Below are 14,855 nucleotides of genomic sequence, written 5' to 3' on the forward strand. Positions count from 1 at the left end.
GAGTTGAGCTTCGTCGCGGACGGCAACGCGATGGACGTCGTGCTGGAGATGGACAAGAAGCCGGGGCTGTTCAGCGAGGGCAGTGACACCTTCCGGTCCTTCCAGGTGGGCCTGCACGACTACCAGAGCACCGACTGGGTCGCCTACCTCAACCAGTGGCTGTCCGAGGTCGGCAGCAAGCGCAACTGGTTCTAGGCTCGGAACCACTGACTCCAGTACTCGATCAGGAGGTACCGAGGTGACCGAGCTCAAGCGGCGGCCGCTCCCCCACGACTTCCACCCGCCCGTGCCGTCGTTCACGGTCACGAGCGAGGACGTCGCCGAGGGGGCGACGCTCAAGGACGCTCAGGTCTACGCGGCCGGCAACACCTCTCCGCATCTGCGCTGGGAGGGCTTCCCGCCGGAGACCAAGAGTTTCGCCGTGACCTGCTACGACCCCGACGCGCCCACGGGCAGCGGGTTCTGGCACTGGGTCGTGTTCGACATCCCGGCCTCGGTGACCGAGTTGCCGGTGGGTGCGGGCAGCGGCAAGTTCGAGGGGCTGCCGGAGGGTGCCGTACAGGCGCGGAACGACTACGGGTCGAACGACTTCGGTGGGGCCGCGCCGCCGGCCGGGGACGGGCCGCACCGGTACGTCTTCACCGTGTACGCCGTGGACCAGGAGAAGCTCGGGCCTGATTCCGATGCCTCTCCCGCCTTCGTGGGCTTCAACCTGCGATTCCACGCGATTGCGCGTGCTCAGCTGATCGCTGAGTACGAGGTGCCCGCCGAAGACTGACGTTCATTGAGCGTTTGCCCGCCTCTGGTCTTGGAATTGATCAGAGGCGGGCACTTTTATTGCGTTGTCCATCCCGGCGTGCCCGGCCAGAGTTGATCCAAGCCCAGCCCGCCAAGGGGTGGGCCGGTGCGCACGGGAGGTGGGCTGGTATGCGGGACACGCTGGTACTCAACGCGAGCTTCGAGCCGCTGTCGACGGTGACGTTGAACCGAGCCGTCGTTCTGGTGCTTCAGGACAAGGCCGTTGTCGAGCAGTCCCACCCCGAACTGCGCATGCGCGGAGCCGCGGTCGACATACCGGCGCCCCGGGTGATCAGGCTGTGCAGGTATGTACGGGTGCCCTTCCGAAGACAAGCCCCATGGTCTCGGCGGGGTGTTCTGGTGCGTGACCGGCACAGGTGCGCGTACTGCGGTCGGCGGGCGACGACCGTGGACCACGTGGTGCCGCGGTCGCAGGGTGGTCAGGACACCTGGCTGAACACGGTGGCCTCCTGTGCGGAGGACAACCACCGCAAGGCGAACCGGACTCCGGCCGAGGCGGGGATGCCGTTGCTCCGGGAGCCGTTCGAGCCGACTCCGGCTGACGCGATGCTGTTGTCCTTGGGCCACGAGGACTTCTCGGCTCTGCCCGACTGGTTGGCGCGGGACGCCGCATAGTCCGTACGGCAGTGGGGGCCCCTTCGTGACGAAGGGGCCCCCACTGCCGTACGGACATCTGTGTGTCAGTCGATCTTCGGGGTCTCCCGGCGGTCCGAGCCGGAGTTGCCGCCGTTCGAGCCGCCGCCCATGCCGAAGTTGCCCATGGCTCCGGAGAGGCCCTTAAGGGCGTCGCCGATTTCGCTGGGGACGATCCAGAGCTTGTTGGCGTCGCCCTCGGCGATCTTGGGGAGCATCTGGAGGTACTGGTACGACAGGAGCTTCTGGTCGGGGTCTCCGGCGTGAATCGCTTCGAAGACCGTGCGGACGGCCTGGGCCTCGCCCTCGGCGCGCAGGGCCGCGGCCTTGGCCTCACCCTCGGCGCGCAGGATCTGGGACTGCTTCTCACCTTCGGCGGTGAGGATCGCGGCCTGGCGCGTACCTTCGGCGGTGAGGATCGCGGCGCGCTTGTCACGGTCGGCGCGCATCTGCTTCTCCATCGAGTCCTGGATGGAGGTCGGCGGCTCGATTGCCTTGAGTTCGACGCGGTTGACGCGGATGCCCCACTTGCCGGTGGCCTCGTCGAGGACGCCGCGCAGGGCCGCGTTGATCTCCTCGCGGGAGGTCAGGGTCCGCTCCAGGTCCATGCCACCGATGATGTTGCGGAGCGTGGTGACGGTGAGCTGCTCGATGGCCTGGATGTAGCTGGCGACCTCGTAGGTCGCGGCCCGGGCGTCGGTCACCTGGTAGTAGATGACCGTGTCGATGTTGACGACGAGGTTGTCCTGGGTGATCACCGGCTGCGGCGGGAACGGCACGACCTGTTCACGCAGGTCGATGCGGTTGCGGATGGTGTCTATGAACGGGACGACGATGTTGAGGCCCGCGTTGAGTGTCCGCGTGTAGCGGCCGAACCGCTCCACGATCGCGGCACTCGCCTGCGGGATGACCTGGATCGTCTTGATGAGGGCGATGAAGACCAACACCACCAGGATGATCAAGACGATGATGACCGGTTCCATCGTGCTCCCCGTGCCCTTCTCTGCCTCGGCGTTCTCGGAAGATCTTATGGTTGTTGAAGATCTTGCTGGTCGAGTCTGACAGACCGTCGCGTAACTCGTGGTGCGTTCGGTTCAGTTGCATCCTGCGAGGTCACATGACGATCGCCGTGGCTCCCTCGATGTCCACGACATCCACTTCCTGGCCCACTTCGTAGGCCCGGCCGGTGTCGAGAGAGCGGGCCGACCAGACCTCGCCGGCAAGCTTGATCCGGCCGCCCGCGTTGTCGACGCGTTCCAGGACGACGGCCTGTTTCCCCTTCAACGCGTCGACGCCTGTGACGAGTTGGGGACGCTGAGAGCGATGCCGGGTCGCGATGGGCCGTACGACGGCGATGAGGGCCACCGAGACGACGGCGAAGACAAGCACCTGGACGACGATGTCACCGCCGAGCCCGGCCGCGATCGCGGCGGCGAGGGCGCCCACCGCGAGCATGCCCAACTCCGGCATCGCGGTCACCACGAGCGGGATTCCGAGCGCAGCCGCGCCGACGAGCCACCACACCCATGCGTCGATGTCGTTCACATGGGTCATGGTAGGTGCGGGGGACCGCCGCGGACAGGGCGCGATGGAGCGGGAAAGGGCTTCTTACCCGTGTTTTTGCGGGGACTTCACGTGATCACGACAGAGGCAGGCCCTGCGCGGTCCAGCGTTCGCCGACCTGCTCGACGACGAGAGGGAGGCCGAAGCAGAGGGAAAGGTTGCGGGAGGTGAGCTCGAGCTCCAAGGGGCCCGCGGCGAGCACCTTGCCTTGGCGGATCATGAGGACATGGGTGAAACCGGGGGCGATCTCCTCGACGTGGTGGGTGACCATGAGCATCGAGGGGGCGATCGGGTCGCGGGCGAGTCGGCCGAGCCGGCGGACCAGGTCCTCGCGGCCGCCGAGGTCGAGGCCGGCGGCGGGCTCGTCGAGGAGGAGGAGCTCGGGGTCGGTCATCAGGGCGCGGGCGATGAGGGTGCGCTTGCGCTCGCCCTCGGAGAGGGTGCCGAACTTCCGGTCCAGGTAGTCGGTCATGCCGAGGCGGTCGAGGAAGGCGCGGGCGCGCTGCTCGTCGATGTCCTCGTACTCCTCCTGCCAGCCCGCTGTCATGCCGTACGCCGCCGTCAGCACGGTCTCCAGGACGGTCTGGCGCCTGGGGAGCTTGTCGGCCATGGCGATGCCGGCCATGCCGATGCGGGGGCGCAGTTCGAAGACGTCGGTGCCGGGCTTGCCGAGGGTCTCGCCGAGGATGGTGGCGGTGCCCTTGCTGGGGTAGAGGTAGCTTGAGGCGAGGTTCAGGAGCGTGGTCTTGCCGGCGCCGTTGGGGCCGAGGATGACCCAGCGCTCGCCCTCCTTGACCGACCAGGAGACCTGGTCCACCAGAGCCCGGTCCTCACGGACCACGGATACGTCCTGAAGCTCCAGAACATCGCTCATGAGCGCGTTGTCTCCCCTTGCAGTGTGACCGGTGTCGGCGTCTCGGCTGTCGCGTGCGCGTTTTTGGGCGCAGCCCTCGAAGAAATCTACGCCACCGGTCGGCCGCTCCCATCCATCGGTCCGGTCCTTAGGCTGGGGGCATGCTCTCGGAACCGCGCTCTGGACGCCTTGCCGCTTGGGGAAACGGCCTTTTGGCCGGACTTGTCTCGCCGGACGACGCCGTGCTGGCGATCGTCGGTGACGATGCCGTGCACCGGGTCGAAGGGCTGCCGGGTGAGACGGCGGCCGTCGGTCTGACGCTGGCGCTGGGGCGGCTGCGGTCGCTCGGCGTGACGGGACTGCGGGTCGCGCTGCCCGCGCCCGGACATCCGCTGGGGCTGAGCGGGCCGCCGGAGTTCAACGCGCGGGCGTTGGAGGCCGAGGAGGCGGTGGTCTGTCACGGCGCCGCGCTGGGGCTGGTGCCGGAGGTGTACGAGGCCGGGCCGTCGGGTGATGTGCATGTCGAGGTGGTGTGGCATGTGCTGCCGGTGCGGGAGGCTCCGCCGGCGGATGTTCCCTCGCTGGGCGAGGCCGAGCGGGAGCTCGCGGAGGCGCTCCGTGAGGCGACCGAGGTGTTGTCGGGCCTGGACCTGGCCGGCTCGGGGCCGGTGGCGGAGGCGGCGATCGATGCGTACCGGGCCCGGGCCGAGCGGGGGCGGGAGGTTCTGGCGCCGGGGTATCCGCCTCGGGCGGTACGGGTGTTGGAGCTCGCTCAGCGGGTGGGTTTGTTGGTGTCGCTGGCCTATGAGAACGGGCACGGCGGTGCGGTCAGCTCCGCCGAGATGCGAGCTCGGGGGGAGGCGTTGCGGCCGGTGGAACGGACGGGGCGGCGGGCGCAGGTGGCTGCGTACAACGCGTATGTGGAGGAGCTGGAGCGAGGGGTGCGGTGAACGGGTGCGGGTGCGTCGTGACTGGTCGCGCAGTCGAACGACCGACGTTTCTGCTCGGATAACACCAAGGGCCCCACAAGTCGCCTTGACTCGTGAGGCCCTCGGTTCAGACCCGACGTCAGTCGTCCGCACCCGCGTTGCCGAAGGCCGGGTTCAGCAGGGTTGCCCGAGATGGCGCCCGGCGACTTCACGGCCGCGCCGTCGGCACCCGCGTCGGCGACAGCGGCACCGGCAGCGGCACCCGTGGCGATACCGGCGACGGTCAGGGCCACGGCAGAGATACGAGCAGGAGTGCCCGTTCGGATCGTTCGCACGACAAACGGACCGGCCTCCCGGGTGCGTGGCGCACCCGGGAGGCCGAAGTCACTGTCCGCTCGGGGGGAATCAGCGGTTGACGCCGAGGTTGCCGAAGGCGGGGTTCAGCACGCCGATGACGTTCACGCTGTTGCCGACCGCGTTCACCGGGACGTGCACCGGGGCCTGGACGAGGTTGCCCGAGACGACGCCGGGCGAGCCCACGGCCTTGCAGTCGGCGTGCGCCCCGTCGGTGGCGGAGGCCATACCGGCACCGGCCGCGACCAGTCCGCCGGCCACCATCGTCACGGCCGCTACCTTCTTCAGGTTCTTCACTTCTAAGCCCTCCCTAGCGATTGCCGCGGCAGTCGCCGCAGCACGCACTGGAGAACGGGGGAGATCCACGAAGGATGCGCCATCCGGGGGACATTCCCACGACAGTATGAATCTCAGTCCGGAGCGGAACCCTCCGTGTTGCCGTACATCTCGTGGATCAACCGGCCACTCCGTGACGAACCGCCCACAGGGCCGCCTGGGTCCGGTCCGCCAGGTCGAGTTTCATCAGGATGTTCGAGACGTGTGTCTTGACGGTCTTCTCGGAGAGGACCAGCGCCCGGGCGATCTCCCGGTTGGAGCGGCCGTCCGCGATCAGCCCGAGCACCTCGCGCTCCCGCTCGGTGAGTGAACCTCCTCTGCCCTGGCCGGAGTTGTTCTCCTCCTGGGACAACAGGGCGCCCGCTACCTCGGGTTGGAGCAGGATGTGGCCGGCGTGGACGGAACGGATGGCTCCGGCGAGGGCGTCGGGGTCGACGTCCTTGTAGACGTATCCGGCGGCGCCCGCGCGCAGGGCCGGGACCACGGTGCGCTGTTCGGTGAAGCTGGTGACGATCAGCACGCGCGCGGGGTTGTTCATTTCGCGGAGCTTGCGCAGGGCGTCGATGCCGTCCATGCCCGGCATCTTGACGTCCATGAGGACGATGTCGGGCTTCAGTTCCTCCGCGCGCTCGACGCCCTCGGCGCCGTCGGCCGCCTCGCCCACGACCTCTATGTCGTCCTGCACTTCGAGGAAGGTGCGCAGGCCCCGGCGGACGACCTGGTGGTCGTCGACGAGCAGGACCTTGATCGCGTCAGCCACCGGGTACCTCCATCTCGATCGTGGTGCCCTTGCCGGGCGCCGATTCCACGGTCAGCGTGCCGCCGACCCCGCTGGTGCGGTCTCGCATGGAGACCAGGCCCAGGTGGCGTCCCGCGCGGCGTACGGACTGCGGGTCGAAGCCGCTGCCGTCGTCCGTCACGCGCAGGACGGCTCCGCCGCCGCGCCGGTCCACGGTCACGTCGACGTGGGCCGCGCCCGAGTGCCGCAGCGCGTTGTGCAGGGCCTCCTGGGCCACGCGGAGCATGGCCTCCTCCTGGGCCGCGGGCAGCGCGCGGAAGCTGCGGGCGGCGAAGGTCACGCGCGCGGTGTGGGCGCGGTCCAGGACCTGGACGTGGGTGCGGAGGGTGGCGGTCAGGCCGTCCTCGTCCAGGGCCGCGGGGCGCAACTCGACCACGGCGGCGCGCAGTTCGTCGGTGGCCTCGGCGGCGAGCATGGCCACCTGCTGCATCTCGTCCTTGGCGCGGGAGGGGTCGCGGTCGACGAGGGCGGCGGCGGCCTGGGCGGTCAGGCGCAGGGAGAAGAGCTTCTGGCTGACCGCGTCGTGCAGTTCGTGGGCCAGCCGGGAGCGCTCCTCGGCGATCGTGAGCTCCCGGCTGCGTTCGTACAGGCGGGCGTTGGTCAGAGCGATCGCGGCGTGCTGGGCGAGGATCGAGAGCAGTTCCTCGTCCTCCTCGGTGAAGCCGCAGCTGCCCTCGGGCTTCGGGCACGGGGGGTGTGGGGGGTGTTCCCCCACAGGACGCAGCTTGTTGGCGAGGAACAGTGCACCGATGACCTCGTCGCCGTCGCGGATCGGCAGGCCCAGGAAGTCGATCAGGTCGGGGTGGGCGGACGGCCAGCCCTCGAAGCGGGGGTCCTTGCGGACGTCGGCGAGGCGCTCGGGGGTGGCCTCGTGCAGCATCGCGGCGAGGATGCCGTGCTGGCGCGGGAGGGGGCCGATGGCCTTCCACTGGGCGTCGCTGACACCGTCGACCACGAACTGGGCGAAGCCGCCGTGGTCGTCGGGGACGCCGAGGGCGGCGTACTGCGCGTCGAGCAGCTCGCGGGCCGAGGCGACGATCGTCTTGAGGACGTCACGCACCTCGAGGTGTCTGCTCATGGCCAGCAGCGCGGAGCTCACCGCGGCGAGGCCGGACCGGGGGCCTTGACTCATGCCCTCAGAGTACGGGCGGGGTGTGACAGCGCGGATCGGACCTGTGACGGCCCCCGACTAGGGCGAGCGACCTAGGGCGAAGGGCCTTGCGGCCTTGCGGCCCGCGTCCGAGGCGGCCGGGACGGCCCCGTTCCTACGTTGGGAGCACGCCGATCAGGAGGCGTGGAGGACGAGGGGACGTGTGTCATGCCGGTAGCGATCATCACGGGGGCCTCGAAGGGGCTGGGACGGGCGCTCGCCGAGGCCCTGGCCCCACGGGGCTGGGACCTGGTGCTCGACGCGAGGACGGCGGCGGTCCTGAAGGAGACGGCGGCCGCGCTCGCGGGGCACGGCACCCGGGTGACGGCGTTGCCCGGGGACGTCACGGACCCGGCGCACCGCTCGGAGCTGGTGGCCGCGGCCTGGCGGCTCGGTGGCGTGGATCTGCTGGTGAACAACGCGAGTGCGCTGGGTGCCGAGCCGCTGGTCCGGCTCGACGGGCTGCCCCTGGACAGGCTGCGCCGCGCGCTGGAGGTGAACGTGGTGGCCGCGCTGGGGCTGGTCCAGGAGGCGCTGCCGCTGTTGCGGGCGTCGGAGGCAGGCACGGTGATCACGGTGAGTTCGGACGCCGCCGCCGAGGCGTACGAGACGTGGGGCGGTTACGGGGCGTCCAAGGCCGCCCTGGACCACCTCGCGGCGGTGCTCGGCGAGGAGGAGCCGCGGCTGCGGGTGTGGGCCGTCGATCCCGGGGACATGGCGACGGACCTGTACGCAGCGGCCGTACCGGACGACGGGGATCCGCGGCCGGAGCCGGCGAGCGTGGTGCCGGCCTTTCTACGGTTGCTGGAGGAGCGGCCGGCAAGCGGTCGGTACGGGGCACCCTCGCTGCTGGAGGGGCGATGACACTCGCGGTGCGCGTACCGGAGGAGCTGTCGGCGCGGTTGCCTGCCGAACAGCGCGGGCCGGGGCTCGACCGGGACGCCGTCCGGCTGCTGGTGTCGCGGGGTACAGCGGTGTCGCACCACTCGTTCGGGGAGCTTCCGAGGCTGCTGCGGGCCGGGGACCTGCTCGTCGTGAACACCTCCCCCACGCTGGCCGCGGCCGTGGACGGGCGGATCGGGCACGCGCGCGTGGTGGTGCACTTCTCCACGCGCGGGGACGACGGCAGGTGGGCCGTCGAGCTGCGGGATCCCGACGGGAGGGGCACCACGCGTGCGCGTGCGGGAGGGCCCGCGGGGACAGAGGTGCGGCTGCCCGGGGGCGGGCGGCTGGTCCTGGAGGAGGCGGTGAGCGAGCGTCTGTGGTGGGCGCGCGTGTGCGGCGGCGAGGTTCTCGGGCTGCTGCGGGAGCACGGGCGGCCCATTCGGTACTCCTATACGGAGCGGGACCAGCCGTTGTCCGTCCACCAGACGGTGTTCGCGCTGCCGTCGCCCGACGGGTCGGGCAGTGCGGAGATGCCCAGTGCGGCACGGCCCTTCACGGCGCGGCTGGTGGCGGAGCTGGTGAGCCGGGGTGTGCAGTTCGCGCCGGTCACCCTGCACACGGGGGTGGCCTCGGCGGAGGCGCACGAGCCGCCGTATCCGGAGCGGTTCTCGGTGCCGGAGGCCTCCGCGCGGCTGATCAACGCGGTGCGGGCCGGGGACGGCAGGGTCGTCGCCGTCGGGACGACCGCTGTGCGGGCCGTGGAGTCGGCCGCCGGAGCCGACGGGATCGTACGCGCGCGTGAGGGATGGACGGATCTCGTCGTGACCCCGGAGCGCGGGGTGCGGGTGGTGGACGGGCTGCTGACCGGGCTGCACGAGCCGGAGGCCTCGCATCTGCTGATGCTGGAGGCGGTCGCGGGGCGGGCGGCGATCGACCGCGGCTACGAGGAGGCGCTGCGCCGGCTCTACCTGTGGCACGAGTTCGGGGACGTGCATCTCCTCCTGCCGCAGGAGGATTCTCACGCAGAGCATTGCTCAAGCAACTGTCGGTGAGACCGCTGTGCGGGCTATGTGAGCCCGCACATAGGGCGCAGATCACGTACGAAGCGACATAGGAGACAAAGGCTTCGCCCGTGAACGGGGCAGACGTTCCAGTCTGTCCGTTTTTGTCCTCCCCGGTCCACTATCCGGGGTCGTACGTCACACCTTTGCCCGGATGTTTTGCGCCAGCTAAGAATGGCCAACGTCGCTCAGCGCCGCGGTTCCGACCGCGGCGTTTGTGCCGGAAGCACCCGTGTCCTCCAGGACAGCGAGCGACCTCCCGCGCTATTCGAAGAGGTCCATCCCGCATGCCCAAGAACCCTTTCACTCGTGGTCATCGTCGCGCGCTGACCAAGCGCCACAAGATCGTCGTCGCCGGCGTCGCCACGCTCGGTGCCGCCGCCGTCGTGTTCAGCGCGGTTCCGGGCAACGCGGAGACCACCACGTCCGAGGCCGCCGTCTCCTCGGCCCCGGTGAAGTACTCCTCCGAGCAGCTCAAGGGCCTCCAGTCGGACGTCAGCGAGCAGCTCGCCGCCAAGGCCCTGCAGAGCAAGGCCGCCACTGAGGCGAAGGCAGCGAAGGCGCACGCCGAGGCGAAGGCCAAGGCCAAGGCCGCGGCCGCCGCGAAGAAGAAGGCCGCGCACGCCGCCGCCGCCAAGAAGGCCGCGCAGGCGCGCAAGGCCAAGGAGGCCGCGAGCCGGGCCGCGCATCGCGCCAAGCTCAAGGCTGCGGTGCACAAGAGCAAGGCTGCGGTGCACAAGAGCTACGCCAACAACCTGGACGGCTGGATCAAGGAGTCCCTGGACATCATGAAGTCCAAGGGCATCCCGGGCAGCTACAACGGCCTGCACCGCAACATCATCCGGGAGTCCTCGGGCAACCCGAACGCGATCAACAACTGGGACATCAACGCCATCAACGGCATCCCGTCGAAGGGGCTGCTCCAGGTCATCCCGCCGACGTTCCAGGCCTACCACGTCCCGGGCACGTCCTGGAACATCTACGACCCGGTCGCCAACATCACCGCCGCCGCGAACTACGCGGCCGACAGGTACGGCTCGATGGACAACGTCAACAGCGCGTACTGAGGTCGCGCGGACCTCTCGTACGCACAAGGGCGGCACCCTCTCGGAGGTGCCGCCCTTCGCCGTCGTACGACAGTGATCACTTGCGCATGACCTCGGGCTCGTGGCGGCGCAGGAAGCGGGCCACGAAGAAGCCGCAGATCACGCCGATGGCGATGAGGGCGATCATGTCGAGGCCCCAGACGCCGACGGTGTGGTTCCACAGCGGGTCGGTCGAGTCGCCCGGTTTGACGGGCGGGTTGACCCGGTTGAAGTCCAGCGTGGCGCCCGCGGCGGCGACCGCCCAGCGGGACGGCATGAGGTACGAGAGCTCGTTGACGCCGATCGTGCCGTGCAGGGTGAACAGACAGCCGGTGAAGACGACCTGGATGATCGCGAACATGACCAGCAGCGGCATGGTCTTCTCGGACGTCTTCACGAGGGCGGAGATGATCAGGCCGAACATCATCGAGGTGAACCCGAGGCCCATGATCGGCAGACACAGCTCCGCGAGGGTGGCGCTGCCGAGGACCAGGCCCTGCTTCGGGAGGCCACGGCCGGCGAATCCGATGACGCCGACCATCAGTCCTTGCAGGATGGTGATCACGCCCAGCACGAACACCTTGGACATCAGATACGCCGAGCGGGACAGGCCGGTGGCGCGCTCCCGTTCGTAGATCACCCGTTCCTTGATCAGTTCGCGGACGGAGTTGGCGGCGCCGGCGAAGCAGGCGCCGACCGCCAGGATCAGCAGGACGGTGGTGGCCGTGCTGTTGGGCTCGGGGAGTTTGGTCCTGGGGTCGATCGGCTTGGGCAACAGCGGGTCGCCGAAGTCGATGAGCAGGCTCACCGCGCCGAGGACGAGCGGCAGGATCACCGTCAGGGCCAGGAAGCCCTTGTCGGACGCTATGACCGAGACATAGCGGCGCACCAGCGTCCCGAACTGACCCGTCCAGCCCTGCGGCTTCGGCGGTTTCATCGCCTGCATCGGAGGCAGCTGTACGGACTGTGCGGCGACGGCGTCGATGTCCGCGGCGTACATCTGGTAGTGCTGTGAGCCCTTCCAGCGTCCGGCCCAGTCGTAGTCGCGGTAGTTCTCGAAGGCGGAGAAGACGTCGGCCCAGGTGTCGTAGCCGAAGAAGTTCAGTGCCTCCTCAGGCGGGCCGAAATAGGCGACCGCGCCGCCCGGGGCCATCACGAGGAGTTTGTCGCACAGCGCGAGTTCGGCGACGGAGTGGGTGACGACGAGGACCGTACGGCCGTCGTCGGCGAGGCCGCGCAGCAACTGCATGACATCGCGGTCCATACCCGGGTCGAGGCCGGAGGTCGGCTCGTCCAGGAAGATCAGGGACGGCTTGGTGAGCAGTTCCAGGGCCACGGAGACGCGCTTGCGCTGGCCGCCGGAGAGGGAGGTGACCTTCTTCTCCTTGTGGACGTCGAGCTTCAGCTCGCGCAGCACCTCGTCTATGCGGGACTCGCGCTCGGCGCCGGTCGTGTCGGCCGGGAAGCGGAGTTTGGCCGCGTACTTGAGGGCCTTCTTGACGGTCAGCTCCTTGTGCAGGATGTCGTCCTGCGGGACCAGACCGATGCGCTGGCGCAGCTCGGCGAACTGCTTGTAGAGGTTGCGGTTGTCGTAGAGGACGTCGCCCTGGTTGGCGGGCCGGTAGCCGGTGAGTGCCTTGAGCAGCGTCGACTTGCCGGAACCGGACGGTCCGATGACCGCGATCAGGGACTTCTCCGGGACGCCGAAGGAGACGTCCTTGAGGATCTGCTTGCCGCCGTCGACCGTGACGGTCAGGTGGCGGGCGGAGAACGTCACCTCACCGGTGTCGACGAACTCCTCGAGGCGGTCGCCGACGATCCGGAACGTGGAGTGGCCGACACCGACGATGTCGCTCGGGCCGAGCATCGTCGAGCCGCCCTTGGGGATCGGCTGGCCGTTGACGTACGTGCCGTTGTGGGAGCCGAGGTCGCGGATCTCCATGCGGCCGTCGGGCGTCGAGTGGAACTCCGCGTGGTTGCGGGAGACCTGCAGGTCGGAGACGACCAGGTCGTTCTCCAGGGCACGGCCGATGCGCATGATGCGGCCGATGGTGAACTGGTGGAACGTGGTCGGGCTGCGGTCGCCGTAGACCGGCGGCGCGCCCGCGCCCGCGCCGGCGTCGGGGCCCTGCTGCTGCGGGATCTTCTGCGGCGGCCGGTGCGAGTACGGCTGCGGCTGTTGCTGGGGCTGTGGCCAGCCGGACTGCGAGGCCTGCTGCGGGTGCTGGTGCGGTGCCTGCTGTGGTGTCTGCTGGGCCCAGCCGGGGTTCGCGCTCTGCGCGACGTACGGCTGCTCCCGGGGCTGGGGCTCGGCGACCGGGGCCGCGGTGCCGGACAGGCTCAGCAGCGGGCCGTCGCTCGCGTTGCCGAGGTGGACCGCCGCGCCGGGGCCGATCTCCGTCTGGTGGATCCGCTGGCCCTGCACGAACGTGCCGTTGGTGCTGCTGTGGTCCTCGATGACCCAACCGCGCCCGCTCCAGTTGATCGTGGCGTGACGCCAGGACACCCTGGCGTCGTCGAACACGATGTCCCCCTGCGGATCGCGTCCAAGGCTGTACGACCTGGACGGATCGAGCGTCCAGGTACGTCCGTTCGCTTCCAGTACGAGTTCCGGCACTCCAAGCCCCACTGAGTAGTCCCCCGAATTGCCCCCGTCACAGGGAGTGTAGGGATGTCGAACATCGTCGGGAACTATTTCAGGATCCACCTCCTGACCGAAAGTTGGGCCCCGAGAACACCACGTTCGCGCGCTTCGGCCGGTTCCGTTGACGGGGTTGAAACCGACCCGGAGAGTGGGTAATCCCCGCGAGGGGGACAAGCGCGGTCTCGGCCGCGCCGTGGATCGGGGGGTCTGCCATGAGTGCGTCCATGAGCGTCGAGACGACGAAGCACGGCGCGAGACTGCCGTGGGGCGACATCCTGCTGTCCGCCATAGCCGCCGTGAGCTGGGCGTTGATCGGGATGGCGGGTGCGGCCGCGCTCGGTCTGCATCTGCTGGAGGCCGATTCCGCGGCGTCGCTGGGCCCGATGACCGCGGCGGTTGTGGCCCTTGCGGGGGGTGGTTCGGTGACACCCTCCGGTGACGTGTCCGCGTTCGGGTTGACGGGGGCGGAGGCGGCTACCGCCATCGAGATCACGCCATTGGGCGTCAGCCTGGTCGGTGCGGTGCTTTTGTCATGGTTCTTCCTACGGTCCCTGCGGCGCGCCGGAGCGGTGATCGCGCCGTCGGAACTCCTCGCGCGCGCGGGCTCGGTGGTCGCGCTGTTCACGGCGATGATGGGCGGGCTGGCCTGGGCGGGGCACGACGTCATCACGATCGACGGGGGCGCGCTGGGGCTGGACAAGCTGCCCGGCGCGGGCGGGAGCGGTGGCCTCGACATCCCCGGGCTGGGGGACGTCGGGGACATCGGCGGGCTGCTGCCCGACCAGATCGGCGACCTCGTCGACGCGAAGGCCGCGGTCGGCTTCACGGTGGACGCCGCGCCGACGCTGCTCGGCGGGCTCGGCTGGTCGGCCGGCATCCTGCTGGTCGCCCTGCTGGCGTCCCGCCGTACGCCGCTGCCGCGCGGCTGGGAGGCCGTGCACCGCGTGGTACGGCCGGCCGTGTCCGCCCTCGTGACGGTGCTGCTGGTCGCGGTGGCCGCGGGGCTCTCGGCGGCGGCGTACGCGGCGATCGGCGACGACCACCCCAGGCGGATCGCGGGAGCGGCGCTGCTCGGGGCCCCGAACGGGGTGTGGTTGGGCATCCCCATCGGCCTGTTCGTCCCCTTCGACGGCCGGGCGACCGGGGTGCTGACGAACTTTCTCCCGGACCCGCTGGACCGCCTCCTCAACTCGGACTCCGACCAGTCGGTGTCCCTGGGGCGCTTGGCGGAGCTGGACGGGCGGGTGTGGCTGCTGGGGGTGGGGGCGGCGCTGATGATGCTGCTGGCGGGTGTGCTTACCGCTGTGCGGACGCCGGTGGGGGTTCGGGGGGCCGGGCGGGGGTGGGGCTCTGGTTCTGCGGGGGCAGGTTCTGAGGTCGTACGGGATCCGGGGGCCCTTGGTTTCGCGGGGCGGTGTGCGGTGCGGCTGGGGATCGCCACCGCGTTGGCGCTGCCGTTGCTCGCCTGGCTGACGGAGGTGTCGGTGGACGCGTCGCTGTCGGTGCTGGGGTTCGACGCGTTCGGCGCCGGGGTCCGGCTGCGGGGGCAGCTTGGCATGGCGCTGCTGGTCGGGGCGCTGTGGGGCGCGGGGGCGGGTGCCGCGGGGGCGTTGCTGGCCCGGGCGACGGGGGCGGCGGGGTCCCGGGCGGCGGGGCCGGCACGGGGTGACTTGGCGGGGGGCGGTGCGGGGGCAGGGTCTGTGGGGGTGCAGGCGGCCGGGGCTGCCGGGCGGTCGCGGTACGG

General features: G+C 70.0%; 14 protein-coding genes and 1 pseudogene (1 of these 15 running past the window's edge). 8 read left to right on the forward strand and 7 right to left on the reverse strand.

The genetic code is table 11. From position 1 onward, the window contains the following. The 3 genes from QF027_RS11390 to QF027_RS11400 form a co-directional block, all read left to right on the forward strand. A protein-coding gene (locus tag QF027_RS11390) for a sporulation protein (RefSeq protein WP_306983526.1) crosses the window boundary here: on the forward strand, positions 1 to 195 show its final stretch. 588 nt of this gene lie to the left of the window's left edge; 195 of the gene's 783 nt are visible here — the last part of the coding sequence; its start codon lies off the left edge, out of view; the stop codon is at positions 193 to 195. Between the two features lie 43 nt (positions 196 to 238). Continuing rightward, positions 239 to 778: a YbhB/YbcL family Raf kinase inhibitor-like protein gene (locus QF027_RS11395; RefSeq protein WP_306983524.1), complete on the forward strand. Its 540-nt coding sequence runs from the start codon at positions 239 to 241 to the stop codon at positions 776 to 778. Between the two features lie 149 nt (positions 779 to 927). Then, a complete protein-coding gene (locus QF027_RS11400; protein WP_123988264.1) occupies positions 928 to 1,434 on the forward strand; it encodes an HNH endonuclease in 507 nt (168 codons plus the stop codon). 65 nt (positions 1,435 to 1,499) lie between these two features. Here QF027_RS11400 and QF027_RS11405 read toward each other — a convergent pair whose 3' ends face one another. The 3 genes from QF027_RS11405 to QF027_RS11415 form a co-directional block, all read right to left on the reverse strand. After that, positions 1,500 to 2,435: an SPFH domain-containing protein gene (locus tag QF027_RS11405; RefSeq protein WP_266566657.1), complete on the reverse strand. Its 936-nt coding sequence runs from the start codon at positions 2,433 to 2,435 to the stop codon at positions 1,500 to 1,502. Between the two features lie 130 nt (positions 2,436 to 2,565). Beyond that, positions 2,566 to 2,997: an NfeD family protein gene (locus QF027_RS11410; protein WP_306983520.1), complete on the reverse strand. Its 432-nt coding sequence runs from the start codon at positions 2,995 to 2,997 to the stop codon at positions 2,566 to 2,568. Positions 2,998 to 3,091: 94 nt separating this feature from the next. Continuing rightward, positions 3,092 to 3,889 carry an ABC transporter ATP-binding protein gene (locus QF027_RS11415; protein ID WP_306983518.1) on the reverse strand — a complete coding sequence of 266 codons (798 nt, stop codon included), beginning with the start codon at positions 3,887 to 3,889 and terminating at the stop codon, positions 3,092 to 3,094. A gap of 140 nt (positions 3,890 to 4,029) precedes the next feature. Between QF027_RS11415 and QF027_RS11420 the strand changes: the two genes are divergently transcribed. Further along, positions 4,030 to 4,818, forward strand: coding sequence for a hypothetical protein (locus QF027_RS11420; RefSeq protein ID WP_063803810.1), 789 nt, complete (start codon positions 4,030 to 4,032; stop codon positions 4,816 to 4,818). 384 nt (positions 4,819 to 5,202) lie between these two features. Here the strand turns inward: QF027_RS11420 and chpE are convergent, their stop codons facing one another. The 3 genes from chpE to QF027_RS11440 all read right to left on the reverse strand — a co-directional run bounded on the left by chpE (position 5,203) and on the right by QF027_RS11440 (position 7,418). Beyond that, positions 5,203 to 5,448 carry a chaplin ChpE gene (chpE, locus tag QF027_RS11430; protein ID WP_306983514.1) on the reverse strand — a complete coding sequence of 82 codons (246 nt, stop codon included), beginning with the start codon at positions 5,446 to 5,448 and terminating at the stop codon, positions 5,203 to 5,205. Between the two features lie 157 nt (positions 5,449 to 5,605). After that, the gene (locus tag QF027_RS11435; protein ID WP_306983511.1) at positions 5,606 to 6,247 is read right to left on the reverse strand and encodes a response regulator; all 642 of its coding nucleotides are present in this window, start codon (positions 6,245 to 6,247) and stop codon (positions 5,606 to 5,608) included. Next, positions 6,240 to 7,418: a GAF domain-containing sensor histidine kinase gene (locus QF027_RS11440; protein ID WP_306983510.1), complete on the reverse strand. Its 1,179-nt coding sequence runs from the start codon at positions 7,416 to 7,418 to the stop codon at positions 6,240 to 6,242. Before QF027_RS11440 ends, QF027_RS11435 begins: the two co-directional genes overlap by 8 nt. A 186-nt stretch (positions 7,419 to 7,604) precedes the next feature. Here QF027_RS11440 and QF027_RS11445 point away from each other — a divergent pair, with 186 nt between their 5' ends. From QF027_RS11445 to QF027_RS11455, 3 genes are all read left to right on the forward strand, one after another. Beyond that, the gene (locus QF027_RS11445; protein WP_306983508.1) at positions 7,605 to 8,300 is read left to right on the forward strand and encodes an SDR family NAD(P)-dependent oxidoreductase; all 696 of its coding nucleotides are present in this window, start codon (positions 7,605 to 7,607) and stop codon (positions 8,298 to 8,300) included. Next, positions 8,297 to 9,373 carry an S-adenosylmethionine:tRNA ribosyltransferase-isomerase gene (locus tag QF027_RS11450; RefSeq protein ID WP_306983506.1) on the forward strand — a complete coding sequence of 359 codons (1,077 nt, stop codon included), beginning with the start codon at positions 8,297 to 8,299 and terminating at the stop codon, positions 9,371 to 9,373. Before QF027_RS11445 ends, QF027_RS11450 begins: the two co-directional genes overlap by 4 nt. A gap of 296 nt (positions 9,374 to 9,669) precedes the next feature. Then, on the forward strand, positions 9,670 to 10,449 hold the full coding sequence (locus QF027_RS11455; RefSeq protein ID WP_307074282.1) for a transglycosylase SLT domain-containing protein: 780 nt from the start codon (positions 9,670 to 9,672) through the stop codon (positions 10,447 to 10,449). Between the two features lie 76 nt (positions 10,450 to 10,525). On the opposite strand, the gene QF027_RS11460 is transcribed toward QF027_RS11455, so the two are convergent. Beyond that, positions 10,526 to 13,084, reverse strand: a complete 2,559-nt coding sequence (locus QF027_RS11460) for an ABC transporter ATP-binding protein/permease (protein ID WP_307074284.1) — start codon at positions 13,082 to 13,084, stop codon at positions 10,526 to 10,528. A 239-nt stretch (positions 13,085 to 13,323) separates the two neighbouring features. On the opposite strand from QF027_RS11460, the pseudogene QF027_RS49585 reads away from it, so the two are divergent. Next, positions 13,324 to 14,797, forward strand: a pseudogene (locus tag QF027_RS49585) (streptophobe family protein); the annotation flags it as partial. Between the last annotated feature and the right edge of the window lie 58 nt (positions 14,798 to 14,855).

This window comes from Streptomyces canus, assembly GCF_030816965.1.
Classification (GTDB): domain Bacteria; phylum Actinomycetota; class Actinomycetes; order Streptomycetales; family Streptomycetaceae; genus Streptomyces; species Streptomyces canus_E.

Coding starts and splice junctions, on each gene's coding strand:
- QF027_RS11405 (WP_266566657.1), bottom strand. CDS start 2,435: ATGGAACCGGTCATCATCGTCTTGATCATCCTGGTGGTGTTGGTCTTC.
- QF027_RS11455 (WP_307074282.1), top strand. CDS start 9,670: ATGCCCAAGAACCCTTTCACTCGTGGTCATCGTCGCGCGCTGACCAAG.
- QF027_RS11440 (WP_306983510.1), bottom strand. CDS start 7,418: ATGAGTCAAGGCCCCCGGTCCGGCCTCGCCGCGGTGAGCTCCGCGCTG.
- QF027_RS11450 (WP_306983506.1), top strand. CDS start 8,297: ATGACACTCGCGGTGCGCGTACCGGAGGAGCTGTCGGCGCGGTTGCCT.
- QF027_RS11415 (WP_306983518.1), bottom strand. CDS start 3,889: ATGAGCGATGTTCTGGAGCTTCAGGACGTATCCGTGGTCCGTGAGGAC.
- QF027_RS11445 (WP_306983508.1), top strand. CDS start 7,605: ATGCCGGTAGCGATCATCACGGGGGCCTCGAAGGGGCTGGGACGGGCG.
- QF027_RS11420 (WP_063803810.1), top strand. CDS start 4,030: ATGCTCTCGGAACCGCGCTCTGGACGCCTTGCCGCTTGGGGAAACGGC.
- QF027_RS11400 (WP_123988264.1), top strand. CDS start 928: ATGCGGGACACGCTGGTACTCAACGCGAGCTTCGAGCCGCTGTCGACG.